This window comes from Bradyrhizobium cytisi, assembly GCF_008123515.1.
GTDB classification, from domain to species: Bacteria; Pseudomonadota; Alphaproteobacteria; order Rhizobiales; family Xanthobacteraceae; genus Bradyrhizobium; species Bradyrhizobium cytisi.
Window position 1 is genome coordinate 1 of the sequence record NZ_VSSR01000062.1, and the last position, 22,744, is coordinate 22,744.

At 61.3% G+C, this 22,744-nt stretch carries 24 protein-coding genes and 3 pseudogenes; 11 read left to right on the plus strand and 16 right to left on the minus strand.

Going from position 1 to position 22,744, the window contains the following annotated elements; translation table 11 throughout:
- Positions 1-30 precede the first annotated feature (30 nt).
- Together FXB38_RS31855 and FXB38_RS31860 are read right to left on the minus strand one after the other, a co-directional pair.
- Complete coding sequence (locus FXB38_RS31855) at positions 31-480, minus strand: hypothetical protein (protein ID WP_148754938.1); 450 nt, start codon at positions 478-480, stop codon at positions 31-33.
- 46 nt (positions 481-526) lie between these two features.
- A pseudogene (locus FXB38_RS31860) lies at positions 527-921 on the minus strand (hypothetical protein).
- Between the two features lie 144 nt (positions 922-1,065).
- Between FXB38_RS31860 and ku the strand changes: the two are divergent.
- Positions 1,066-1,995: a non-homologous end joining protein Ku gene (gene ku / locus FXB38_RS31865; protein WP_148754939.1), complete on the plus strand. Its 930-nt coding sequence runs from the start codon at positions 1,066-1,068 to the stop codon at positions 1,993-1,995.
- Positions 1,996-2,085: 90 nt separating this feature from the next.
- Here the strand turns inward: ku and FXB38_RS31870 are convergent, their stop codons facing one another.
- The 6 genes from FXB38_RS31870 to FXB38_RS31895 all read right to left on the minus strand — a co-directional run bounded on the left by FXB38_RS31870 (position 2,086) and on the right by FXB38_RS31895 (position 7,359).
- On the minus strand, positions 2,086-3,270 hold the full coding sequence (locus tag FXB38_RS31870) for a serine hydrolase domain-containing protein (protein WP_148754940.1): 1,185 nt from the start codon (positions 3,268-3,270) through the stop codon (positions 2,086-2,088).
- 24 nt (positions 3,271-3,294) lie between these two features.
- Positions 3,295-4,023, minus strand: a complete 729-nt coding sequence (glnQ, locus tag FXB38_RS31875) for a glutamine ABC transporter ATP-binding protein GlnQ (RefSeq protein ID WP_148754941.1) — start codon at positions 4,021-4,023, stop codon at positions 3,295-3,297.
- A complete protein-coding gene (gene glnP, locus FXB38_RS31880; RefSeq protein ID WP_148754942.1) occupies positions 4,020-4,676 on the minus strand; it encodes a glutamine ABC transporter permease GlnP in 657 nt (218 codons plus the stop codon). The genes glnQ and glnP overlap by 4 nt, the downstream gene beginning before the upstream one ends.
- Before the next feature lie 13 nt (positions 4,677-4,689).
- Positions 4,690-5,442, minus strand: coding sequence for a transporter substrate-binding domain-containing protein (locus FXB38_RS31885; RefSeq protein ID WP_148754943.1), 753 nt, complete (start codon positions 5,440-5,442; stop codon positions 4,690-4,692).
- A 40-nt stretch (positions 5,443-5,482) separates the two neighbouring features.
- Positions 5,483-6,385: a PhzF family phenazine biosynthesis protein gene (locus tag FXB38_RS31890; RefSeq protein ID WP_148754944.1), complete on the minus strand. Its 903-nt coding sequence runs from the start codon at positions 6,383-6,385 to the stop codon at positions 5,483-5,485.
- A gap of 98 nt (positions 6,386-6,483) precedes the next feature.
- Positions 6,484-7,359, minus strand: a complete 876-nt coding sequence (locus FXB38_RS31895) for an AraC family transcriptional regulator (RefSeq protein WP_148754945.1) — start codon at positions 7,357-7,359, stop codon at positions 6,484-6,486.
- A 494-nt stretch (positions 7,360-7,853) separates the two neighbouring features.
- Between FXB38_RS31895 and FXB38_RS31900 the strand changes: the two genes are divergently transcribed.
- Positions 7,854-8,039: a DUF3606 domain-containing protein gene (locus FXB38_RS31900; RefSeq protein WP_148754946.1), complete on the plus strand. Its 186-nt coding sequence runs from the start codon at positions 7,854-7,856 to the stop codon at positions 8,037-8,039.
- A gap of 33 nt (positions 8,040-8,072) precedes the next feature.
- Here the strand turns inward: FXB38_RS31900 and FXB38_RS31905 are convergent, their stop codons facing one another.
- Positions 8,073-8,339 (minus strand): hypothetical protein, encoded by a 267-nt coding sequence (locus FXB38_RS31905; RefSeq protein ID WP_148754984.1) that lies wholly within the window; start codon positions 8,337-8,339, stop codon positions 8,073-8,075.
- Positions 8,340-8,689: 350 nt separating this feature from the next.
- On the opposite strand from FXB38_RS31905, the gene FXB38_RS31910 reads away from it, so the two are divergent.
- The 6 genes and pseudogenes from FXB38_RS31910 to FXB38_RS31940 all read left to right on the plus strand — a co-directional run bounded on the left by FXB38_RS31910 (position 8,690) and on the right by FXB38_RS31940 (position 12,846).
- Entirely contained in the window at positions 8,690-9,211 is a 522-nt protein-coding gene (locus FXB38_RS31910; protein WP_148754985.1) for a thermonuclease family protein, read from the plus strand.
- Positions 9,212-9,344: 133 nt separating this feature from the next.
- Entirely contained in the window at positions 9,345-9,527 is a 183-nt protein-coding gene (locus FXB38_RS31915) for a hypothetical protein (RefSeq protein ID WP_148754947.1), read from the plus strand.
- A 369-nt stretch (positions 9,528-9,896) separates the two neighbouring features.
- Positions 9,897-10,796: a conjugal transfer protein TrbF gene (gene trbF / locus FXB38_RS44115; RefSeq protein ID WP_246230276.1), complete on the plus strand. Its 900-nt coding sequence runs from the start codon at positions 9,897-9,899 to the stop codon at positions 10,794-10,796.
- Positions 10,793-11,827, plus strand: coding sequence for a P-type conjugative transfer protein TrbG (trbG, locus tag FXB38_RS31930; RefSeq protein WP_187435287.1), 1,035 nt, complete (start codon positions 10,793-10,795; stop codon positions 11,825-11,827). The genes trbF and trbG overlap by 4 nt, the downstream gene beginning before the upstream one ends.
- Positions 11,824-12,647, plus strand: a pseudogene (locus FXB38_RS31935) (TraB/TrbI/VirB10 family type IV secretion system protein); the annotation flags it as partial. The gene trbG and the pseudogene FXB38_RS31935, both read left to right, overlap by 4 nt.
- Positions 12,622-12,846 carry a DUF2274 domain-containing protein gene (locus FXB38_RS31940; protein ID WP_148754948.1) on the plus strand — a complete coding sequence of 75 codons (225 nt, stop codon included), beginning with the start codon at positions 12,622-12,624 and terminating at the stop codon, positions 12,844-12,846. The pseudogene FXB38_RS31935 and the gene FXB38_RS31940, both read left to right, overlap by 26 nt.
- Here FXB38_RS31940 and FXB38_RS31945 read toward each other — a convergent pair.
- Positions 12,813-13,754, minus strand: coding sequence for a LysR family transcriptional regulator (locus FXB38_RS31945; protein WP_148754949.1), 942 nt, complete (start codon positions 13,752-13,754; stop codon positions 12,813-12,815). The two genes, FXB38_RS31940 and FXB38_RS31945, sit on opposite strands and share 34 nt — an antisense overlap.
- Positions 13,720-14,151, minus strand: coding sequence for an autoinducer binding domain-containing protein (locus FXB38_RS31950; RefSeq protein ID WP_347340248.1), 432 nt, complete (start codon positions 14,149-14,151; stop codon positions 13,720-13,722). Before FXB38_RS31950 ends, FXB38_RS31945 begins: the two co-directional genes overlap by 35 nt.
- 311 nt (positions 14,152-14,462) lie before the next feature.
- Here FXB38_RS31950 and FXB38_RS31955 point away from each other — a divergent pair.
- Positions 14,463-14,683: pseudogene (locus FXB38_RS31955) on the plus strand (dihydrolipoyl dehydrogenase); the annotation flags it as partial.
- A gap of 1,072 nt (positions 14,684-15,755) precedes the next feature.
- Here the strand turns inward: FXB38_RS31955 and FXB38_RS31965 are convergent.
- From FXB38_RS31965 to FXB38_RS31975, 3 genes are read right to left on the minus strand one after another with little or no spacing between them, the layout of a single operon-like run.
- A complete protein-coding gene (locus FXB38_RS31965; protein ID WP_148754950.1) occupies positions 15,756-16,658 on the minus strand; it encodes an efflux RND transporter periplasmic adaptor subunit in 903 nt (300 codons plus the stop codon).
- Positions 16,655-16,873, minus strand: a complete 219-nt coding sequence (locus FXB38_RS31970) for a DUF1656 domain-containing protein (RefSeq protein ID WP_148754951.1) — start codon at positions 16,871-16,873, stop codon at positions 16,655-16,657. The genes FXB38_RS31965 and FXB38_RS31970 overlap by 4 nt, the downstream gene beginning before the upstream one ends.
- Positions 16,870-19,263, minus strand: coding sequence for an FUSC family protein (locus tag FXB38_RS31975; protein WP_148754952.1), 2,394 nt, complete (start codon positions 19,261-19,263; stop codon positions 16,870-16,872). Before FXB38_RS31975 ends, FXB38_RS31970 begins: the two co-directional genes overlap by 4 nt.
- Between FXB38_RS31975 and FXB38_RS31980 the strand changes: the two genes are divergently transcribed.
- Positions 19,255-19,968, plus strand: a complete 714-nt coding sequence (locus tag FXB38_RS31980) for an AraC family transcriptional regulator (protein WP_347340247.1) — start codon at positions 19,255-19,257, stop codon at positions 19,966-19,968. The genes FXB38_RS31975 and FXB38_RS31980 overlap by 9 nt on opposite strands.
- Here FXB38_RS31980 and ribB read toward each other — a convergent pair.
- Together ribB and FXB38_RS31990 are read right to left on the minus strand one after the other, a co-directional pair.
- Positions 19,927-21,003, minus strand: coding sequence for a 3,4-dihydroxy-2-butanone-4-phosphate synthase (ribB, locus tag FXB38_RS31985; RefSeq protein WP_148754954.1), 1,077 nt, complete (start codon positions 21,001-21,003; stop codon positions 19,927-19,929). The genes FXB38_RS31980 and ribB overlap by 42 nt on opposite strands.
- 142 nt (positions 21,004-21,145) lie before the next feature.
- Complete coding sequence (locus tag FXB38_RS31990) at positions 21,146-21,703, minus strand: Lrp/AsnC family transcriptional regulator (protein ID WP_245285907.1); 558 nt, start codon at positions 21,701-21,703, stop codon at positions 21,146-21,148.
- A gap of 676 nt (positions 21,704-22,379) precedes the next feature.
- On the opposite strand from FXB38_RS31990, the gene FXB38_RS31995 reads away from it, so the two are divergent.
- Positions 22,380-22,733 carry a VOC family protein gene (locus FXB38_RS31995; protein WP_007594462.1) on the plus strand — a complete coding sequence of 118 codons (354 nt, stop codon included), beginning with the start codon at positions 22,380-22,382 and terminating at the stop codon, positions 22,731-22,733.
- Positions 22,734-22,744: the final 11 nt, after the last annotated feature.

Consider the following 22,744-nt stretch of genomic DNA (forward strand, 5'->3'; position numbering starts at 1 on the left):
GAGGTCGGCATAGTAGAGATTGCACATCGGTCAGGCTTCGGTCCGAGGGTGGCGCGGCCGCCAAGCCAGTTGTAGCAGAGTCGCGGAAGGACGCCGGCCCGCCTTGGCGCATTTGCGGCAGCGCAGCCGGTTGGCGAGATCGTGCACGAAGGTGGTCGGCGGATGCTTCATCGCCGCGAGGTCAACGTCGCTCGGCGTCTTGCAGCGCGCGCACTGGATCTCCAGCCAAGGGAAGCCGCCATTCACCGTTTGGTCGATCGTCGGGGACGGATCAATCGGTTCTCCGTCTGACCACATGCGTTCGTTCCAACTCTCGCATAGCAGCTTGTCGGCCTGCTGGATGAGCGCTTTCCCCTTCGCTCGCGTCTCCGCCGATCGGGTCGCCAGGATGCTAGCCATTGCCCGCGCCTTGCCGAGCTCTTTCGCCAGAGCCTTGCGGTCGCCGCCCGACAGGGGCGTAGGGTGATACTTCGGGGCCATCCGGACATCCAGCCGCAAAGAGATCGTATCGGCAATCCAGAGCGGGCTACGGCATCTCGAACGCCAGCCAGCACCCGTCTTCGTCATGCCTGCCGGTGCGCTGCTGGCAGGTGTTGTCGAGCAGCCGCTGCGCGACGTCCTTCCAGACCGCGTTGCCGCCATATAATCGGACTGCATCGGCGGTCTGGATTTCCACGGTTCGCTCGCAGCGGCGGCACGAGATGCGCAGGACGTGACGTTGAATTTCCGAAAGACGTCGCTGCCGCATCTGGGCCCCGGTCGCGCCGGCGCGAGGGTCTTTGAGAACCGAGTCCCAGTATTCTGCCGGGAGGGGCGCATCTGGAGCTGCAGCGGAGGGGGGCCGCCTTCGGCCGCGTCGGCGACCAGTTTTTCCATCTGCTTCGGGGTCGGCATGCGCCAGCTCGCGGGTCGATCGGTCATGCCGAATTAGAACATAACAAGAACAAATGTCGAGTCCGGCCGGGCAGCGGTTGAAGAAAATCCTCCTGTGGGACGGGCCGCGATGTCGGAACCAAGCCAGGTCGTTCGTCTTGAATCCGGCATCAGTATGGAGTTCCACCCGCCATGGCCCCCCGCGCTAACTGGAAAGGCTTCCTGCGTCTTTCACTCGTCACCTGTCCGGTTGCGCTCTATCCGGCCACATCGGAATCCGAAAAGGTCTCGTTCAACCAGCTCAATCGAAAGACCGGGCACCGGATCAAGTACGCCAAGGTGGATGCAGATACCGGCGAGGAGGTCGACAACGAGGACATCGTCAAGGGTTACAAAGTCGACACCGATACCTTCATCGAGGTGACCAAGGAGGAGCTCGAGAACGTCGCGCTGGAATCGACGCGAACCATCGAGATCGACGAGTTCGTTGACCGCAGCGAGATCGATCCGCGATATCTGATCCGCCCCTACTATCTGCGTCCAGACGGTAAGGTCGGTCACGATGCCTTCGCCGTCATCCGCGAAACCATCCGAGAGATGAACAAGGTCGCCATCGGACGGGTGGTACTGACCAACCGTGAGCACATCATCGCCCTCGAGCCTATGGACAAGGGCTTGATGGGGACGCTGCTGCGCTATCCCTATGAGGTGCGCGATCCGCAGGAGTATTTCGACGACATCCAGGACGTCAAAGTCACCAAGGACATGCTCGATCTCGCCAGGCATATCGTCAACCAGAAGGCGGGCCACTTCGAGCCAGAAAAGTTCGAAGACCAGTACGAAACCGCTCTCATCGAGCTCATCAACCAGAAGCGCGCCGGCAAACCCATCACCGCGAAAGCGCGACCCCGCGGCGAGAACGTGGTCGATCTGATAGACGCACTGCGCAAGAGCATCGGAAGAGACACGTTGGCAGCGACAGAGGCGCCGAAGAAGCCGGCCAAGAAGGCGCGCAAGGCGGCGGCCGGGCAGAAGGAAATGCTGATGCCGATCGCCGGCAAGAAACCGGCCAAGGAGGCTACGAAGAAGGCAGCGGCCAGACCGCAGCGGAAGTCGGGATAGGTTCGGGAGCTTGGACGTGTGCTGCGGCCTGGTTCACGGCGGTAGCGGCCTCAGACACTTAGAACATCCGCATCCCGGAGATCGCAGCCCTCACACCATCTTTGCAAGCGCGTCGAAGAGCGCAAGGTTGAGGCGCTTGGTGTCGTTGCAGACGGGCACTGGTTGCGACGAGAATTTGGCAACGACCATCTCCGCGCGGGGATCGACGTAGAGCCATTGGCCGTGACTGCCGAGAGCAAAGAAGGCGTCGCCGTCGCCGCGCCTTTGATACCATTTGTTTCGATAGGCTCCGCCTGGCAGCCATTCGGCGAGCTTACCCGCGCCCCAATTCCCCAGAGGCGTACCCTCGGCGGTGTCGCGCACCCACTCCGGCGAGACGATCCGTCGCCCGTTTGCGGCGCCGCCCAATCGCATCATCTCGCCAACGCGCGCAAGATCGCGCGGGCTCATGCAGATGCCGCCGCCGGACCGGGCCGCGCCGGCTGCATCGACCGTGACATAGGCATCCTGCCTTGCTCCGAGTGGCTGCCAGAGGCGCGTGGTGACGAGATCCGCAAATCGCTCGCCGGATGCGCGCTCGACGACCTGGCCGAGAACGTCGGAGTTCGGGGACGCGTAGTGGAAGGAGCAATTGTGATCACCCGCGCCCTTCTTCAATGACGACAAGAATTCCACGAGGGTTTCAGCAGCATGTCCGGGCTCGACGGGCTCCAGCAAGCCGGCGCGGCGATAGCGCGCGAAGTCGCCGCGCGCGTCCTGATAGGTCTCCTGGAAATCGAGGCTGACCCGCATGTCGAGGACATCTCGGATGCGCGCATCCGCATAGGCGGACGATTTCAGCTCCGGCACATAATGCGGCACGAGTTCATCAAGATCGAGCAGGCCGTCGCCGTGCAGGATGCCGGCGATGATCGCGGTCACCGACTTGCTTGCGGAGAACAGGATATGGCGCGATTTTAGCGTGAAGTTCGCCGCATGGACATCAGCCACGACGCGGCCCGACTTCATCACGACAAGCGCATCGGTCGAGGTTCCCCGGAGAATATCTGCAACAGTCGTTCTCTCGCCGCCGACCGAGAATTCCTCGCGGACCAGACCTTCGGAACTGACGGGCGGCTCCTCGGTCACCCCGGGCATTGCCGGAATCCGAGCGGTCGGAATGAGTTCAGTGACATGACGAAACGACCAGACGTTCCAGGGCGCCTGACGCCAGTTGGATAGTCGGACATCGCTGCGGGGAAAGCCGTAGCTGGTCTCGAAGGCAGATAATGACATGGTGTGTGAAAGCTCCGTCGCGGGTCAGTCAATATGCTGGAGGAAGTCGCGAAATCGCTCGCTCGGAGGCGCCGACAGCAGATCAACGGGGTTACCGTCGTGAACGACATGCCCTGCATCCAGGAAAAGCAGCCGCGAGCCGACCTTTTTGGCGAAGCTCATCTCGTGGGTCACGACCACCATGGTCATGCCCTCTGTCGCCAGCGTCTGCATGACCTTGAGCACTTCCTGCCGCAATTCGGGGTCGAGCGCCGAGGTCGGCTCGTCGAACAGCATCACCTTCGGCTCGACGGCGAGCGCGCGGGCGATCGCCACGCGCTGCTGCTGGCCTCCCGAAAGCTGCGACGGATAATGGTTCATACGCTCGGCGAGCCCGACCTTTTGCAGCAAGGCCGCGGCGATCTCGCGGGCCTCGGCTTTCGACCGGCCGCGCGCACGGATTGGCCCGAACATGACGTTCTGTATCGCCGTCAGATTGGGAAACAGGTTGAACTGCTGGAACACCATGCCGGCTTCGAGCCGGATGCGCCGGACATCGCGAGACGCCCCCAGCACGCTGATATCATCGACGCGGAGATCGCCGTCGCTGATCGTCTCCAGCACGTTGATGCACCGGAGCATGGTCGATTTGCCGGAGCCGGAAGGTCCGATGATGACCGCGACCTCGCCGCTTTCGATACCGAGATCGAGCGGATGCAGAACGGTGTGGGCGCCAAATCGCTTCGTCGTCTGCCTGAATTCGATCATACTCATGGCAGCCGCGATCTCCGTTCGATGACGCGGAGGCTGAAGGCCAGCAGGCTGATCACGACGAGGTAGATCAGCGCCACCGCGGTCCAGATCTCCACGGCCCGAAAATTCTCAGACATGATCTCTTGGCCGCGGCGGGTCAGTTCGCCGACGCCGATGACCAGGAAGATCGAGGTATCCTTGACCACGGCCACGACCTGATTGCCCATCGCTGGCAGAGCACGTCGAAACGCAATCGGCGCGATCACGTACGCGAGGACCTTTCGGAAACTCAGGCCCATGGCGAGACCGGCCTCGCGGAGGCCGACGGGCACGCTGTCGAGTGCGCCGCGGACGATCTCCGCGGTGTAGGCGCCCGAATTCACGATGAGCGTGATAATCGCCGCGCTTGTCGAACTGAGGCGGATGCCCAGCATGATCGGCAGGGCGAAATAGACAAACATCACCTGCACGACAATGGGTGTGCCTCGAATGAAGGCGACGTAGGCTTGCGCCGGCGCCGCCACCAGCCAATTCCCGTAGTTGAGACCGATCGCGGTCAGAACGCCGACGATCGTCCCGCCGATCAGGCCCGCGATCGCGATCAGGATGGTGAGCTCCAGGCCCTCCAGCAATTCCGGCAGGGCGGCGGTGATCGCGGTCCAATCGAACGACATGGCGGGGTCAGTCCTAGGTCGCCTCCGGCCCGAACCATTTCTCGCGCAGCGCTTTTAGGCGTCCGTCCACCTTCATGGCGGCGAGGGTCGCATTCGCCGTCGCAACGAGCGGGCTGCCCTTCTGGAAACCAATGCCGACGTCGCGGCCCTCCAGCTTCGGCTGGAGCACCCTGACTTTACCCTTGCCCGCGTTGTTGGCGTAGTACATCAGCGCCGGCGCGTCGTAGACGACGGCGTCCGTTCGGCCTGCTTCGAGCGCAAGCAGTGCGTTGTTGATAGTCGGCATCTGCTCGACACTCGCGCCCTTGATGTGCTCGCGGATGAAATCGACCGCGATCGTTCCTGTTTCGGTGCCGATCGCCTTCCCGGCGAGATCGTCGGGCGTCTTGATCGTCGTGTTACTCGCGCCGGTGATGGCAACGAGCCCGCTCTGGTAGTAGGGATCCGAGAAATCGATCACCTTCTGGCGTTCCGGCTTGATGAACAGCTGAGAGACGATCGCGTCGATGTTCTTCGTCTGCAACGCCGGGATCAACGCGCCGAACTGCATCGGCTGCACATGCCATTTGCGGTTCAGGCCTTTCGCCACCTGGGCCCAGACCTCGATGTCGAAGCCCGAATAGCCGTCGCCATCCTTGAACGCAAAGGGCGGGCTGCCGACATTGGAGCCGACGATGAGCTCGGCATCCTCGGCACTGGCCGACCAGGACATCGAGATTGCGGGAGCGGCAATCAAACCAAGCTTGATAAAGTCGCGACGTTTCACCTTGATCTCCATGGCACGGGTGGGCTTTGGGGTCGGCGTGTCAGATCGAAATTTTCTCGCAATCGGTCGGTTGCACGACCCCGGAGAGCCAGCAGCCATCGATGCGGCCGTCCTCGAGATTGAAGCGGACCCGGATCTCGGACGGACGCTTCATCGCGCGGCCCTGACGGACAGTGATCAAGCGCTCGGAGGCTTCCACTAAACCGTTCGACAGCAGGCCGAACGACAAGGCGGATGCCGCGATGCCGGTGGCGGCGTCTTCTGGATAACCTGAGGAGCGCGGAAACTGGCGGGCGTCGACGACCTGCCTCTGCCGATCGGAGATGGCGTAGGGATAGAGTCCGGTCGACCCGATGCGGACGCACAATTGCTCGAGATTGCTGAAGTCGGGGCTGAGGCCGTCAAGCGCGGAAACCGATCTCATTGGAATGAGCGTCTTGACCCGGCTCGTCCGCGCATTCTGGATCGGCAGCGGCGCGAGATCGTCGGAGCGGATGCCGAGGACTTCGACAATGTCGGCTCTGGCCTGATCAGCGTCGGGAAGCGGCTCGACATGGCCCGCGGGCTGCGAGACTTCGACCAGGACGTCCTGTCCTGCCGGCCGTCGGATCCGCGCCTCCACTCGGCCGCTCTTGGTCCAGATCTTCAGGCGATCGTCCGACAACCGGCCGAGCTGCTCCAGCAACCAGACGGCGCCAACGGTGGCATGTCCGCACATCGACATTTCATGATTGGGGACCCAGAAGCGAAATTCGAAATCGCAATCCGATCCGGACGGCGGCGGCAACACGAATCCGCTTTCGTGGCCATAGGAGCTGGCCAACTCCTGCATCTGCGCATCCAACATGCCGGCCGCATCGACGACGATAGGCGCCGGATTGCCGCCGTCAGGACCCGCAGCGAACACGCGGACAAATCGAACCTGCTGCTTGAGACTGTTCATCACCCATCCCGGAACGCGTGGCTCTTTCGAGCCGTCGCGCGGAAGTCACGCCGGTCAAACTATGACCGTCGCTGCCGGGATGCGTGTCCGAACGGGACTTAAAGCTTGATTGATCGGGCCATGCGCTTGCGGATTTCGCTCGGCGAGCGGCCGTCGGCTCGGCGCATCGCATGGGCGAGCGCGGCACCGCTGTCGAAGCCGACCCGAAACGCGATCTCGCCGATTGGTAGGTCCGTCGCGCCGAGAAGCTCGCACGCCTTGTCGAGGCGCGCCCTCTGCTGGAATTCGCCGATCGACAGACCGGTAAACTCCCGGAACAGCCGGCTCATATGCCGCCGCGACACACCAAAACGTTCCTCGAGCGCATCGAGCGGAACGGTCTGATCGATATGCCGGATCAGATATTGCTTCACGTCCTCGATCAGCATCATGCCGTGCTCGCGATGCGAGGTGCCGGACACGGTCTCGCCGGCCATGACTTCAGCGATGCATTGCACCAGCAGCGCGGAAGACAGGCCGTGGCGAATACGCGACTGGCCGTATGCCTCGCCCTCGCCCCTGGCCGACAATTCGTGCAAGGCGCGCAGCTTTGAGGTGCAACGAAAGAAGCTGGTCGTGCGGGTCCGTCGCCGGAATTCACTCAGTGAGCCGATTTCGCTCTCGAACTTGTCAAGGATCGGTCCGGTGACATAGAGGGCAATGTGGCTATGCGCGCCGATGCCGGCCTTCGTTTCGTGAGCCCGGTCGGGTGGCACGACCGCAAACCGATCCTGGGACAACCACGTTCCCGCCCGCTGGCCCTCGTGCTTGAGCTCCATCGTGCCGCGGCTTGGCAGGATGAACATCAGACAATCATGCCAGTGCCAGGGCATGGCGTATTCGCCGCTGCCAGCCAGGGCCGCGTACTCGCTGTCAGCGGCTATCAGGCGATCCGGATTTGCGGTGTCGCGCAGCCGTTCAAATGACCTCAGCATCTCGATGCCCGATGTGACGAACGGAGGATGCCTGCAAAATACCCTTTCCCGGAGGCCTGGCAACCGCAAATGGCGTTCAACGCCTGCCCCAGATGGAAGCAAGCGGACCTGTGGCAATCCGCGGCATGCGGTTTAGGCGCGGCCTTTTGATTCCAGGAGGCCGGAAATCCCGAATTAGAGTGCCCTGCCGGTGACGACTTTCCTTCCGAGGCCGAGGTCATCTGATGGCGGAAAAACGACATCCGAAACTTCATCGCGGAGGTGAAGCAAGGTACGCTCTCGCGGCCCTCGTTCATCCGGACCATGGCTTCGGTCGGGATCGCATCGCCGGTCGCAAGCCAGATCCTGCTCTGGAACGACGTGGCGATGGCGGGCGCCACGCTTGACTACAAGCCAACCAAGGCCGGTGGTCAAACTGACACAGTTCGATCGGTCCGGAACCCGTGAATCCCTTGCTGCGTTGGGTTTGTCATCAAGTCCGATAGGAGGAGCCGATGGCGGCAGCGAAGAAGAAGACGGCCCGCGGGCGCAAGCAGGACCGGGCCCGTGTGGCCGGCGGGCAAAAGTACGAAGTGGGGGACGAGTCAAAAAAGACAGGGCGGTCGGCGTCAGCCGTCAAGAAAGCTGTCAAGAAGGTCGGCAACAGCCGGAAGCGAGTCGAGAAGCGTCTCGCGCGCTAGGTCTTTGCTCGCGCCGATTGTCCGGCGCGTTGCCTAGACCTCGGGCGGGCATTCGGGGCAGGTATCGCCGATCGAGTCCAGGACCTCGGTCATCGCGCCGGCGGCCGCTCCGCGCGAAAGGCCCAGTGGCGGATCCTGGCGGGCGATTTCGAACGCCCGCTCACGGGCGTGCGGATCTGCTCGGTCCTGCATCCAGCCGTGGTACTCACACTCGCGGATGGCGCCTGCCTCCTCCAGCACGGCTATCGCCCACCCCCGTACCGTGCGGATCGCCGGCCGCCGCTCCTTGGTCACTAGCATCAAGATCGCTCCTCCGCGAGGGACGAATCCTTGCGGCCCTCGATTCGTTCCGGCTGCTAACACAGAGCAGGGATTCCAAATCGTCGGAGGCAGGTGCTTTTCCCCGTGTTCCGCCGCCCTGTGCAAAACCAGCCACGCAGCAATCTCGTCTTCCTTGTCCGCATCGCGCATGACGACTTTCAGCGCCTCGTCTGGCAGAGGGCGCTGCAGCCTCCCTTTGCCTCAACCCAAGGGTCCGTGCATGAAGACTTCGCTCTTCCTCGGTGGTCAGGATCATTGGCACGGTCTTCCGCTGGATTAACTCAACGATTGCGGTCGGCGAGATTTGCAGTAACTTCAAGGTCATTCGAATGCGTCGAACCGCTGTCGCCTTGATTCTCGCAATTCTGCCGAGCGCAACGCTGGCCGATCAGTTTGTCGGACAGGCAAGCGTGATCGACGGCGACACGGTGGAAATGCATGGAGTTCGCATCCGGCTTTGGGGCATCGATGCGCCGGAAAGCAGCCAGCTGTGCCGCGGCGAAGACAGCTTGCAATATCCTTGCGGTGCACAGGCCGCGAACGACCTTGACGCTGTCATTGCCCGCCGGCCCGTCAATTGTGTTCCAGTCAGCTTCGACCCGTATGGCCGCACGGTTGCGACCTGCTCGGTTGCAGGAAGGGATCTCGGGGAATGGCTTGTGCGCAACGGCCTTGCGTTGGATTGGCCTCAATACTCGAAGGGCAGATATCGCGAAGCTCAGCGCGAGGCTGAGCGCACGGGCCAGGGACTCTGGAACGGCAGCTACGTCGAGCCGTGGCTCTATCGCGCATGCATCCGCGCACGTGGAAGGTCGTCCGCCTGTTCGGATGATGCAAATGCCCATCCTTGATGCGATTCCTGCGAGGCACCAGTCCACAACGTGCGTTGGCCGATCACCGCACTTGGGCAGGTGGCCCTGGCGCGGTTTGGGCGACTCACGCTACCCATCATTTCCAATAATCTCACTGTACAATGGAAATGAAATGGTTACTGCCACCCGTGAATTGCCGGCCTCTGGTTACGCGCTTGAAGTGGACGGCCGGCTCAAAGCTGAATTTGCAACCAGGGATGGCGCCAGGGCAGGTGGCGAAGAACTAAAGAAGCGTTTTCCCATGCTTCAGATCAGGATCTATGACGCGCAGACGAATGCGCGCGAGGAAATCTAGATCCGCTGATTCAAGTCATGGCGGAGTTGCTTGGCCTGCGCGCGTGCGGCTTTCACCGCACCGGGCTCTCGTGAACCGAGCCGCGTTGCGTCTCGGCCGTGCGGCGTCGATCCCTCGCGCAAAGGGATGCGGAGCTCCTCGCCGGGGGCACTCGGAAAAGGGGCTCGCCTCCGGCGATCGCTATCACTGCCCCGTTCCCGGGTGCCGCTATTGAACCGGTCTCGTCGCTGCACTCGGACCCGCGTGCCCCTTCGGGTCGCTATGCTCACGATCTCCGGGTGCCATTTCCCTTGAGGCGATGCGCCCCTGGCGCACACCTGATCGGGCCTGCGGCCCTCGATAGCTCAACGCAATTCCCATGAAGATCCGATGGAAGGCGGGCTGCGTCGCAGATCTCGCATTCTCTCAGGTAGAGGCGAGAGTCAGAGTGTCGCGCGGTTTTGCCGTGACGGGTTACAGGCTGCGAGAGAGGCTCGCGGCGCCCGTCGCGGAGAACCTGCGCTGCTTCTGCTTTCGCAACGCCTTTTCGCGTTTGTCCCGGCAGCGCTCGCGGCGCAATTCCGTCTGATATTTCTCGAGCTTAAGCGCAGTCTCGTCGCCGGCGAGCCGCTTCAGCCAGCGCCGAAACGTGTTCTCGGTGAGGCGTTGCTGAAGGCAATATTTACGGATTGCGAGATCGCTTCGGCGCCATGCCTCGATGTGCAGCGACCACCATTCACGTCGCGCTTTGTTCTGGAAGTGTTTCGGTCCCACCGGAGAATCTCCACAGCAGCAGAGAACCCGAAATGGAACGACATCGCACGAGGAGGAAGATGTGCAGAAACCGGACGCTTAGCGCCGGCCAACTTCGACTATCAGCCGACTGACGCACAGATCGCTTATCATCTTGCGCGCTTTATCGAGGATGTCAGAGGCCTGCCCGCTGACGGCATCGTGCTGCGCCAAAACTGGCTTCGGGCCTACGACTTCACGACCGACCGCGGCGCGGCCGCGCTCAACGACTATGCACGTAACAGTGACCCCTTTGCCAAGCTGGGCAAGGCGCAAATCTCCGTCGATGTCTCGAGCGTCATCCGGGCCTCTTCAGAAAGTTTTCGGGTCGCGTGGACCCAGCGCACCTACGACAACGGTTCGCTGAGTTCGACCGAGCGTTGGACCGCGATTCTCACAGTGGTGATCGAGGCGCCGCGCGATGCCGAGCGTCTGCGCAAGAATCCCCTTGGCGTCTACGTCCGCGCCATCAACTGGTCAAAGGAGTTGGGTCAGTGACCAAGACGACGCCACACGCTTATTCGAAGCGTCCTATCCTGTTCAGCAAGCTCAATTCGACTTGGTCCGAGTTCTTGACCTCGAAGCGAGCATTTCTGTCCCTTCTTCTGTTTTGTTCGTCGGCGCTCGGCGGGTGCGCGACCTATATCCCGCCGGAGATCAGCTATGACGCGGAGGTCCCTCCGCTGCCGGCACTTCCAGCCCCTCTGGACGACAGGTCGCGGCCGCTTCACGTGCCGCCGCTCTGGAAGCCGACTCTTGGCGGCAAGTCGGCCACGAAGGAAGAGCCTGAACCCGTGAGCCGGGTTGAGACGGCAAACAGCGCAGCCCGCGTCGAACCGCGTAAACGGGGGTATTTCAACGCTGCGCAGATCTACACGTACAGTCCCGGAGCACTCTATCAGATCTACGCTGCGCCTGGACAGGTCACGGATATTGCACTCGAGGAAGGAGAACAGCTAACGGGGTCAGGACCAATCGCGGCCGGAGATACCGTACGCTGGGTCGTGGGCGATACCGAAAGTGGGAGCGGCGACGCGCGGCGCGTCCATATCCTGGTCAAGCCAACGCGGGCCTCAATCGAGACGAATCTCGTCGTCAACACCGACCGCCGTACCTATCTGATCGAGCTCCGCTCCCGCGAGCGGCCATACATGCCATCCGTTGCTTGGTACTATCCGGAGACCGTACGCCAGCGATCGCGTTCAGCTGCTCTGAAGCCCGTTCTTCCGGATCCGGAGCAGCGTATCGCTCGTTACGCGATTGAGGGGGACAGTCCACCTTGGCGGCCGCTTGTCGCCTATGACGATGGCCGCAAGGTCTATGTCGAATTCCCAGCCGGCATCGTGCAAGGTGAAATGCCCCCGCTGTTCGTGATCGGCTCTGAAGGTAAGACCGAACTGGTTAACTATCGCGCCTATGGCAACGTGCTGATCGTCGATCGGCTCTTCGCGGCCGCCGAGCTTCGCCTTGGCGGAGAGCACCAGCAGAAGGTCAGGATTGTCAGGACCGACGGGAGGCCCTCGTCATGAACACCCTGAACGCAAATGATGAGGGACATGCGGCTCCGGCCCCACCCTTGGGCGGGCCAACCGAGCGATTTCGGCTGAGGACTGAGCCTCCGAGCGTGACGCGCCTGTCGCGGAAGGTCCTAGCTGGCGGAACGACCTTCGCATTGCTTGTCATCAGCGGAGTCGTGTTTTGGTCGCTGCAGACCAACCATCCCCGATCCCAGACGGCGGACGAACTCTACAGCACCGACCATCACAACGTTGCCGATGGCATCACGACGCTGCCGAAGGACTACGCCGGCGCTGCACGGCAATTCGTCCCGCAGCTTGGTCCGCCGCTCCCTGGCGACCTTGGCCGGCCGATCCTTGCAGCTCAAGGCCAGCTGGCACCAAGCGGCGCCGATCCGGACCAACACGACGAGACCAAGAAAATGAAGCTGCCCGTGTCAGCCATCTGTTTGCTTCGGCCAACGGGCGAGATGCGCGCCCCCCTGCCACCACGGCTGTAGGGAGCGACCGCATCATGCCAGCGGGCCCAAGCAACAGCGACGATGGACTCACCCAGAACGGCCAGGACAGGAAGCTTGCCTTTGTGAACGCATCTGTGGACCGTCGCACGGTCAGCCCTGACCGCATCACCAGGCCGACTTCACCGTATATCGTGCAGGCCGGAACCGTAATTTCATGTGCGTTGCTGACGGGGATCAGATCAGATCTGCCCGGACAGATCACGGCGCAGGTGACGGAGAACATATACGATACTCCAACCGGCCGCTTCCTGCTTGTGCCCCAAGGAGCGAAGCTGATCGGCAGTTATGACAGCCAGGTTTCGTTCGGCCAAGGTCACCACTGAACTTCCGGCATCAGTGCATCGGGATCTTGTCGCCTATGCGGAGGCCATGGCGCGCGAAAGCGGGCAGCGGATCGATCCGGCAAAGCTTGTCGCGCCGATGCTGGCGCGCTTCATGGCCACGGACCGCGGATTTGCAAAAGCGAGACGGGCCGGTCACGCCCCGGGTGGTGGCGGAGGCGAGGGATAGCGTTCTGCCAACAGACTGAGGAAACGCTTCAGAGCCGGATTCTGATTGTCTTCGCGCCAATGCGCATGGAAGTCCACCCGGCTTGGTCCCGTTCCGTCCTGCAACTCTCGGTACACAACGCCAGCGAAGCTTGCGCCAATATCCGATTCCATAGCCAGACTGAGCCCCATGCCCATACTCGTAAGACTCTTGATAATGCCGCGGCTTACGTCATGGCGCTCTACCTTGGGCCGATCGTCGGGTAGTACGAGCTTCGAAATCAAAAGATCCTCGAGCTCTCGTCCTGGATCATACTCACTCAGAAGGATCTTTTCGTTACGCAAATCTGTCCAATAGACGATCTCGCGTGCCGCCAAGACATGATCCTGCGGCAGCAAGATCAGGATGCGTTCGCTCCAGAGCAATAGTGATCTTGTGTCCTTTGAAGCTGGACGTCCAGGGCTAACGACAACGTCGACGGTTCCGTTACCGAGGGCAGTCATCAAACGAAAGCGTGAGCGTTCCATCGTTGCCAGTTCAAGCCCTGGTAGCAGCTTCTTGAGCTCACCTATCGTCGCTCGCAAATTGCCGGTGGACATGGATGTGAAGAAACCGACGGAAAGATGGCCAGTATCGCCGCGGCCACCGGACCTCCCGGCGTCAACGAGCATGTCGACCTGCTCCAGGATTAGCCGTGCAATGCGCAAAATTGCGCATCCGGTCAACGTGGGTTTGATACCCCCGCTTGAGCGCTCAAACAGTGAAGTACCCACGAGGTGCTCGAGCTGACCGATAGCACGGCTGAACGCGGTGTGCTTGATTGAAAGCGCTTCCGCGGCTCGTCGAAAGCTACCGTAGTCACAAGCGGCGACCGCGAGTCGAAGCTGTTGTAGGTCAATAGCTCTCGCTGCGTTTCTGGTCAACGGCAAAGGTCAATGCAGCGATGGGGCCGTGGCCATCGTGAATGGGCACCGTAAAGCCAAACCGAATTCCGAATTCCGCGGCCTCTTCGAAGAGCCGATGCTGTGCTTTCGATGTGAACTTCGAGTTGAAATTACCCCCCCATCGAAAGGGCTCGGGGTTTCGAAGAGCTTCTCCGATGACGGGATCAAGCACTTGATAATTGTTTCGTAGATAGTGTGCTACCCACCGCGATGGATATGTAGAGATTAGGCGCGGTTTGCCTTTGCTTGAGTGCTGGAGGGCTAGATAGGCAAAACACGATAGGTCCAAAGCGGTCGCTGTGTCCGCCATGGCTTTGGCGAAGTCTTGGAGATCTTCTGCGGTCGCTAGGAGATCAATGAAATTTTGAAAGATGCGGTGCATCGCTGCCAAGCAAGCCGTGCATGGTGCGAGAGCAGAGATCTCGCCCAATTCGTTGATTGTGCCCACAACAAGTGACCAAAGAGCCGCGCTTCGCGGCCGGTGAAGTCAAGGCAAAACCCTCTTGTACCAAACACCACAACGTCGTGCCTCGTACAGTTTGTCTTTGCCTATTCTCATAACGCCCCCGGCATTTTGTGCCGAAATCGCAGCCGTCACCCCCAAAACGCCGAATGTGATGCGGCTATGCAACTGGCCAGTGGCCTGCATGTGCCGGGACACTGCGTTGACCGGCCAGAAAGGCCAGTTTGCCGACCAAGCTGATCATCGACCAAGAGACTAATCGGATCATCGGCGGTGTGATCGTTGGCCCGCAGGCTGGCGACATGATCGGAGAACCTGTCCGGCGATCGAGATGGGCGCCGATGCCTTGATATCAGCAAAACCATTCATCCGCATCCGACGTTCGGAGAAACAATAGGCTTGGCTGCCGAAGTACGAAGGTGTTTGCACGGACGTGTGCCAGGTGCGAAGAGGTCGACCAAGCGCGCGAGCCACTAGAAATTCAAAACATGAGCCTGCATCAGGTGTCTCGCTGCCGATCGTTCATATGGGACCCGAATATGGCGGGAACTTCTCGGAGGGAGGTTAAGGTACCTTTGAGCGTTCAGGAGAAGGAATTTGCCGCGGCATGTCGATACGGCGTTCTGGAGAGAAGACCTGATCTAGCAGCATTCATCGTCATTGTAGACAGCCAGCTCAGGATTGGAAATGATCCGCATGTTCGGTCGCATTTGTAGAACTCGGTCTTGCCAGATTGGTGCGAGTTCTACATCTCGCAATCGAAGGCAAGGCGATGGCGCTGGAAAAAGTGCCTAGGCTCCTGTTCGACCTGTCGAGCTTCAGAAGAAAGACGCTCCGCGCGCTAGGTAGAGACGATCGAGGACAGCACCTCGGGAAATAGGCGCGATTTCGTCAGCGCGCGATTTAAAGGAATGGACACTCGTCATCGCAACGCGAACCTAGGCAGTCATCCTCGGCAGAACCCTCGGCGATTGGGAGCTCTGAATTGCAAAAGCAGGTATGGCGGCGCGGGCATTGCGAGATCTGCGCCGGGCGATGAAATGACCTGTTCTGGACGTGCGGAGCCTGGTGATCGGGACCCTTTAAGTTTCGCGCGCGCTTTTTGGTGCAGTCGAAATCGTACCTCGCGTCAAATGCCGAAAATGGCGCTGAGAGCTGCGGACTTCAGCACAAAATGCGGTCTGATGTGCACGACAGTATTGCTGCTGGATGTCGTTCGTTAGATTTCCGCGATCGAATTCCGCGTTCGGCGTTTGCGAAAGATATCCGATCTTTCGTTTCCTCCCTCTACTTGGCCCAGCGCGATCGGCGGGCCCTTTCTCAAGGTCTGGCTACATCTGGTGCCGCGGCGAAACGGCGCTATTTCGCGATTCTTGCTTGCGCTTACGGTAACAAACGCTAGTTGTTTCAATGCTCCGGACCAGACTACGAATTGAGGGTCGGACTTTCGAATCGTTCCGGGCGCGCCATTCGGCTTTGTTTTCATTAGATTTTCTTGGCGCCGGCTGAGCGCGTTACGAGCGTTACCGTAAAACGCCCATGGTGTTTGGCGGTGCGTTGCGGTTTCCAACATTGACTTGCACCGTCGCAGTCGTTCCGACGATCAGGCGATCGACATCTTTGCGCGGGATGCGGACCCGAACCGGAATGCGCTGGGCGAGCCTGACCCAGGAGAACGATGGATTGACGCTGGCGAGCAGGCTGGACCCCAAACTTCGATCGCGGTCCTCGATTCCGCCAGCGATACTCTCGACCTGACCGCTCAGCGTCGCTCCGCTCATCAGCTTCACGTCAACGGCGTCACCGAGGTGGATCCGCGGGATCTTGGTCTCCTCGAAATAGCCTTCGACACGCACGGTGTCGATGTCGATCAGCGCCATGATGCCACGCCCCGCGGCGAGATAGGTGCCGGGCCGTAAATCGAAATTGGTCACGCGGCCGTTCGCGGGTGCCCGGATTTCGGATCGATCGAGATCGAGCCGCGCGATCTGAAGGTCGGCCACGGCCTGACCATAAAGCGCCTTGGCTTGCAAATCCGTAGCGCGGATCGTCTCGCGCTGTTGCTGCGACACGACACCTTCGCTCAGCTTCTCGTATCGTGCGCGGTCGCTCGCTGCCTTCTCCGCGGCGGCTTCGCGGTTGGCCAGAGACGCCTCTGCTTGTTGGACGGCGAGGCGGAAACGGTCGGGATTCAGCCGCAGCAAAATATCGCCCTTGCGGACGACCTGATTGTCCCGGACCAGCACCTCGTCGACCAGCCCGGAGACATCGGCGGCAACGGCGATGATGTCGGCGCGGACGCGGCCGTCCCGTGTCCATGGCGCCGCCTCATAATGCTCCCACATGCCGATGCCGACCGGTGCCGCGACGCTCACCATCAGGACAGTGAGCATCATGCGGGGAAACATCGAACTCATCGTTGTCATAGCGGCAGCTTTCCCAGAACAGCGTAGAAGATCTTGGTCAGAATGACGAAGACGGCGAAGTCGAACAGCGCGGGGTGCCACGCATACCTTCGAATATCGACGCCGATGAATTTGCGGTTGGCCGCGGAGGCGATAAAGCAGGCCGCGAGCGCACAAGCACAGGCCAGCGCAAACGTCGGAACGTAGACGCCGGCAATGGCGATTTCCTCGTTCATGGCATGGCCTTGCTGGACAAAGCATGAGCATCCGGAAACATCGTCCGACGCAGGCCGATCAGCGCGAGCGTTCGCTGCTGGCAGGCGGTCGTGTCTTTGCGCGTGTCGCACAGCGCGTTGTCGATCGCGGCCAGAAGAGCGCGCGCATCGTCAGGCTTCAGTTTCGCGTTGCCGCGGGCCAGCCAGCGGAATGCCTGCGACAGCATCGGCAGAAGCTGCTGGAGGTCAGGGTCGCTGCGCGCGTCCTCGTGCACCGCGGCTTGCCTGAGCGCGAGTAGATCGAGGCCGATTTGCAGCGCGGCCAAAGGACGGGCTTCCACCGCGATGTCCGTCGTCGCGTCAGCCAGCCGAGGGATCACCAGGCCGAATCGATCAAGCATGATGCTGGTCCATCCGGCGCGGCTCATCAGCCGCCGTGCAGCAGCCAGCCTCGCCAGATCGGACCAGCCGTGGCGCAGCAGACGCTGCGCCGCTCCCGATGCTGACAGTGAACGCAGCAATCGAATTGCGATGAACGCTGTGAGAAGTCCGATCATCGCAGCCGCATTGCTATTGATGAATAGAGCGAAGTCGGCGCTGAATTTGTTCTGGAGGTCGAGCGCGCTGATCAGTCCGAGACCGAGCGCCAGCGCCTTGATGAAATGCCGGGGATTGGCCTGCAGATAGCCGATCACCAGAAAGGTCGGCGCCAGCGAGAAGACCAGCATCGGAAAGCCGGTGATGGCCGGGAAGATCACGAACAGGTAGATCGCGGCGATCGGCAGGCAGGCCAGCGTCCAGAGCGCGTAGGAAATCAGCGTTGGCGCGGGATCGTCGAGGCTGCTGTAGAGCGCCGCGGCGATGGCGGCGATTTGCGTGGCGACGCCGCCTTCCGGCCAGGCCGTCGTGATCCAGACCGTGCAGCAGCCGAGCACGGCGACGCCAAGAGCCACGACCGACAGAACGGAAAGGCCGGGATCGCTGTGCAGGCGTCGCCTCACGGGTCTATCCCGCAGGCCAGCTTGGCTCCAAATGGCAGGGTGAGCACCGCTGTGCAATTCGCGCGACAGGTTTCGCGCGGCAGCCAGCGCTTCGATCAGCGTGGCCAATCTGGCCGCGGTTCCGGCCTCGATCAGCCGATCCCATTCGCTGCGATCGTCGCAACAGGTCGCTTCGAACGATGTGCACTTTCTGATCAGTTCGTCGGAAGTGGCCGGTGATCGCTCCGGCGCACGTGTCCAGTCGGCGAGTTCAGACAGCAGGTGGTTCAACTCGGCCGAGCGCCGCTCTCCCAGGGCGGCGAGTCCGTCCTCCACCGACAGCAGCATCGGCAAGACCAATGCGAGCTGGTCCTGCACGGCACCGATGGCGCGCAGGTCCGGCTTGCTCGCGGCGGTGTCGTAGCGCAGGTGCGTCGACAGGATCTCGATTTGCGTGATGTCCGCAGCGAGCTTCCAGCGCCCCGTATTCGGTGCCTTGTCGACGCGCGCGCAGAGCACATCGGTGGTCCGGGCGAAGGCGTCCGACAATGCGGCGCAGAGGGATTTCAGCACAGGAGTAGTGACGTCGCGCGGGAACAGCAGGGTGTGCACCAGGGTCGCACAGCCGATGCCGAGCAGGATCTCCTCGACACGCGACAGCGCGGTCACAAATACCATCGCCGGAACGTTGACGCTCGAGAACGCGATTGTCGTCGCGGTGTAGCCTGCCAGCAGGAAAGCATAGCTGCGCGGCGTGCGGTCCTGCAAGGAGATATAGAGGCAGAGTCCGGCCCATGCGGTAACGGCAACCGACAATAACGCGGGTTGATCGACCAGGATCGGGACCAGCGCCAGCGCCGCGCAGGCGCCCAGCAATGTCCCGACAAAGCGGTAGACGGCGCGTGACCGAACCGCGCCGGCGAACGGCTGTGCGGTCAGATAGACCGTGAGCATCGCCCAATACGGCCGCTCCAATCCGAGCCGGAAGGCAAAATAGATCGCGAGCATTGCCGCGATGAAGGAGTTCGCCGAGAACAGCGCCCATTTCGGATCGAGCCGGCCGGGCGCTGCTGCTGCGAGAAGCCGAGACAGAAATGGTGAAGGCATGATGTGATCGTCCGTGAAGCACGGAGACCATAGGCGTTGCTGCGTCGAGAGAATTTCGTTATTCTGCCAATTAATTGCTAAAGGATGACAATGCGCGGCACGCTCTATCAGCACTATCGGCGGTTCGATCCTGACATTTTGGACCGTCCGATCGTGGCCGGCATGGTGGATACCCGGGAGCAGGAGGACGAACTGCCGGTTCATATCCATCGCAAGGGACAGCTCGTCCTCGCCCAGCGCGGCGGTGTGACGTGCGAAGTGCCGAGCGGCCTGTGGATGGTCCCGCCGCGCTGCGGCGTCTGGATTCCCGGCGGTATGCCCCACAGCAATCGCGTCAGCGGCAACGCCAGCCTGCTGTTTCTCTATGTGGACATGGATGCGGCGAGCGTGCCGCAGGAATGCTGCACGCTGTCGATCTCACCGCTGTTGCACGAGCTGATCCATCGGATGGCGACGCTGCCCCCGCTCTACGATCCCGACGGCCCGCCCGCGCAGATCGCCGCGGTGCTCCTCAACGAGTTGATCGCCATGCCGACCGAACGGCTGCATCTTCCGATCACGCGGAGTTCGAAACTGCGTATGATCGCCGATGCCTTGATGGACAATCCGGCCGACCGTAGGACCGTGGCGGAGTGGGCGCAAGCCGTCGCGCTCGGCGAGCGGACGCTGATGCGCATTGTGCTCGCCGAGACCGGCATGACCTTCAGTCGCTGGCGTCAGCAGCTTCAGATCATCGTCGCCATCCAGAAATTGTCTGCTGGCAACACGGTTCAGTCCGTGTCCGAGGCGCTCGGCTACGAGTCGGTGAGTGCGTTCATCACCATGTTCAAGAAGGCGCTTGGCAAATCGCCGGCGCGCTACTTCTCCGAGCGCGAGGCCGGCCAGGCTGGCCCGGGGGAGACCTGCCGCGAGACGAACTGCAAGCTTCGCCGGATGCCTGAGGTGCGGGACGCGCTCAATGGACTTTCGCAACGCGGATGGCTGGAGTTAGAGCGCTTCGTTTCGGACGATCTCGATGCCGAAGCCTGACAGTCCCTTGAAGTGATGCGTCGACGACGTGAGGTGACGGATGGAGCTGATCTTGAGATCCCGCAGGATCTGGGCGCCGACGCCGATCTCGCGCCATTGCCGATTACGGTCGTCTTCGCGCGAACTGATCGGGCCTAGCGGCGCAGGCGGAACGCCCGCCGCGCCGTCGCGCAGATAGACGAGCACGCCGCTGCCATTATCCTTGAAGCGTTGCAGAATGACGTTCATCTTGGCCTGTTCCTGACCAGAGAACAAATCGCGCAGGATGTTGGGTTTGTAGAAGCGCGTAAGGACGTTGGTGCCGTCGCCCAGTTCTCCGTAGATATAGGCGACGTGATGAATGGGGTCGAACGGCGAGCGATACGAATAGCCCTGGAGCGGGCCGATCGGGCTCTCCGCCGTGACGCTCGAGACGCGCTCGATCAGCGTCTCGCGGGCCTGCCGGAAGCTGATGAGGTCTGCGATGGTGACCTGTTTCAGCTTGTGCTTGTCGGCGAACGCCGCGACTTGCGGCCCCTTCATCACCGAGCCATCGTCGTTCATCAGTTCGCTGATGACGCCGACCGGCTCGAGACCTGCCAGTCTGCACAGGTCGACGGCGGCCTCGGTGTGACCCGAGCGCATGAGTACGCCCCCTTCTTTTGCGATCAGCGGGAAGACGTGTCCCGGCCGGCAAAAATCGCCGGCGCCAGCGTTGGGGTTGGCGAGTGCACGGCAGCACGAGGCCCGCTCTTCGGCCGAGATGCCCGTACCGTTATCCGGCCGGTAGTCCACTGACGCGGTAAACGCCGTGGTGTGAGCCGAGTCGTTGTTGACAACCATCGGGTCAAGCCGCAGGCGTCTCGCGTCTTCGAGGGTAATCGGAGCGCAGACGATTCCCGATGTATGGCGAATGATGAAGGCCATCTTCTCAGCGGTACACCGCGAGGCGGCAACGATGAGGTCCCCTTCGCCCTCGCGATCGTCGTCGTCGGTGACCACGACGATTTCGCCGTCGGCGAGCGCCTGCAGGGCCGCTTCGATCACACCCGTCATCTCGGTCGCTCTGCTCGCTGGAACCGACGGGTGGTCGCGTTGGGTCTTGTGCGGATTGTCAGGCTCGCAGCGCCGCTCGAGCACTCTGCCGATCTTAACTTCACCATTATTGTGAACTGGCCCGAGCGCATGGCGGGGCGCCTCATAGTCTTTCCACGCTGTAGCTGGGACGATTGGTGTCCAGCCCGATCGGCGCATCGGACAGCAAAGGACCAGTTGGGTCGTATCGGGGTCTTGGTGAGCGCTCCAGAGGGCGCGAGGGGTTGGCGCAAGCCTTGACGGTGACCGGCCGATTGGTGTCGATCGGCAGCACGGTCTTGTACGAAATGCGCTTGAGGGCCAGATTTGATCGAATGCTGCTGACGCCGGGGATGCGGGATAGTTTGTTGACAATCAGGTCTTCGAGATCTTCGATGTCGGCCGCCATGACGCGGAGCATGTAGTCGCTCTCACCGGTCATGAGATAGCATTCCATTACCTGGGCCAGCCGGTCGATGGATCGTGTGAAATTCTCGAGGGACGTCTGGACCTGCTTTTCCAGCTTGATCTGGATGAAAGCCGTTACACCAATGCCGAGCACGGCGGGATCGAGAAGGGCGATCCGTCGATCGATCACACCGAGCTTTTCGAGTGTTCTGACGCGTGCCAGACACGGCGACGGCGAGAGATTCACGCGTGATGCGAGCTCGACATTGGTCAAGCTCGCATTCTGCTGGAGCTCGTTGAGGATCTTGATATCTATTCTGTCGAGAGAGGTCGTTGACATCGCGTATCTCCCAATTATGGCAGTCTTCTGCGGCGCGTATCACCGTCGTTTGCGGGGTGATGACAATCGCGTGGTAAAAGCTAACCGCAATTGCGCTTGTGGGATTTCGACAAATCATCGACTTATATTGAAAAACCGTCAACCTTCGCATTGTGCATTGCGATCAGGAGGTTAGTTGCCTACTTCTGATACATTTTTTGCCTATGCGATATGCAGGCCGACGTTGATCCGCGGATTCGGTCAAGATGTAATGCCCGCCGCTCCATCGATTGGCTCCCCATGTCACTTGACGGGATGTGCAGCAGAGCTCGATGTCGAGAGCTGCCCTGTTTCGTACAACCGTCTGTCGTCGCGTGTGGCCTTGGTCCCACTTCGCTGACCACGCCGCGGGCGTTGCGTGAGACAAAAGGTTCGGCAGCAACGACGCCCACCCTCGTCAACCAGAAAATGGCAAAGATCGGCCGGATGCAGAGTTGGATCTAGCGACTCGACAAGTTGTTACAGCATAAAATGCTGATGAAGCTTCTGTGACAGGCGTTGTTCAAGCAGTAATGCTGAGAGGCTCGGGCGACTATCCACCCACGATCGCACTTGGGTAGCGACGGTTTGGATGTCGAGCGTGAAACTGAAGCAAGTCTATTTGACAGCGAACGATCCTGGACGCCTGGCCGAGTTCTACGAAGGCCTGGGTCTGAAGGTGCGCTTCGCTGACCCCGGCAAGTGGATCCAGTTCGTGAGCGATGCGGCTGCGTTCTGCGTCGCCGGACCGACGGAGTCGGTCTCGGACCAGCTGCAAGATGCCGTTCTTGTCTTCGATGTCGATGACCTCGAGGCCGCCATGGAGCGTGCCGCAGCCATGGGGGCGCAAGTCGGCGCAGTTCGGGACATGGCCAGTCACGGCCGTGCGGTGAAGGTGCGGGATCCGGGCGGCAACGTCATCCAGTTCTATCAAGCAGCCGGATAGCTCAGACGTTC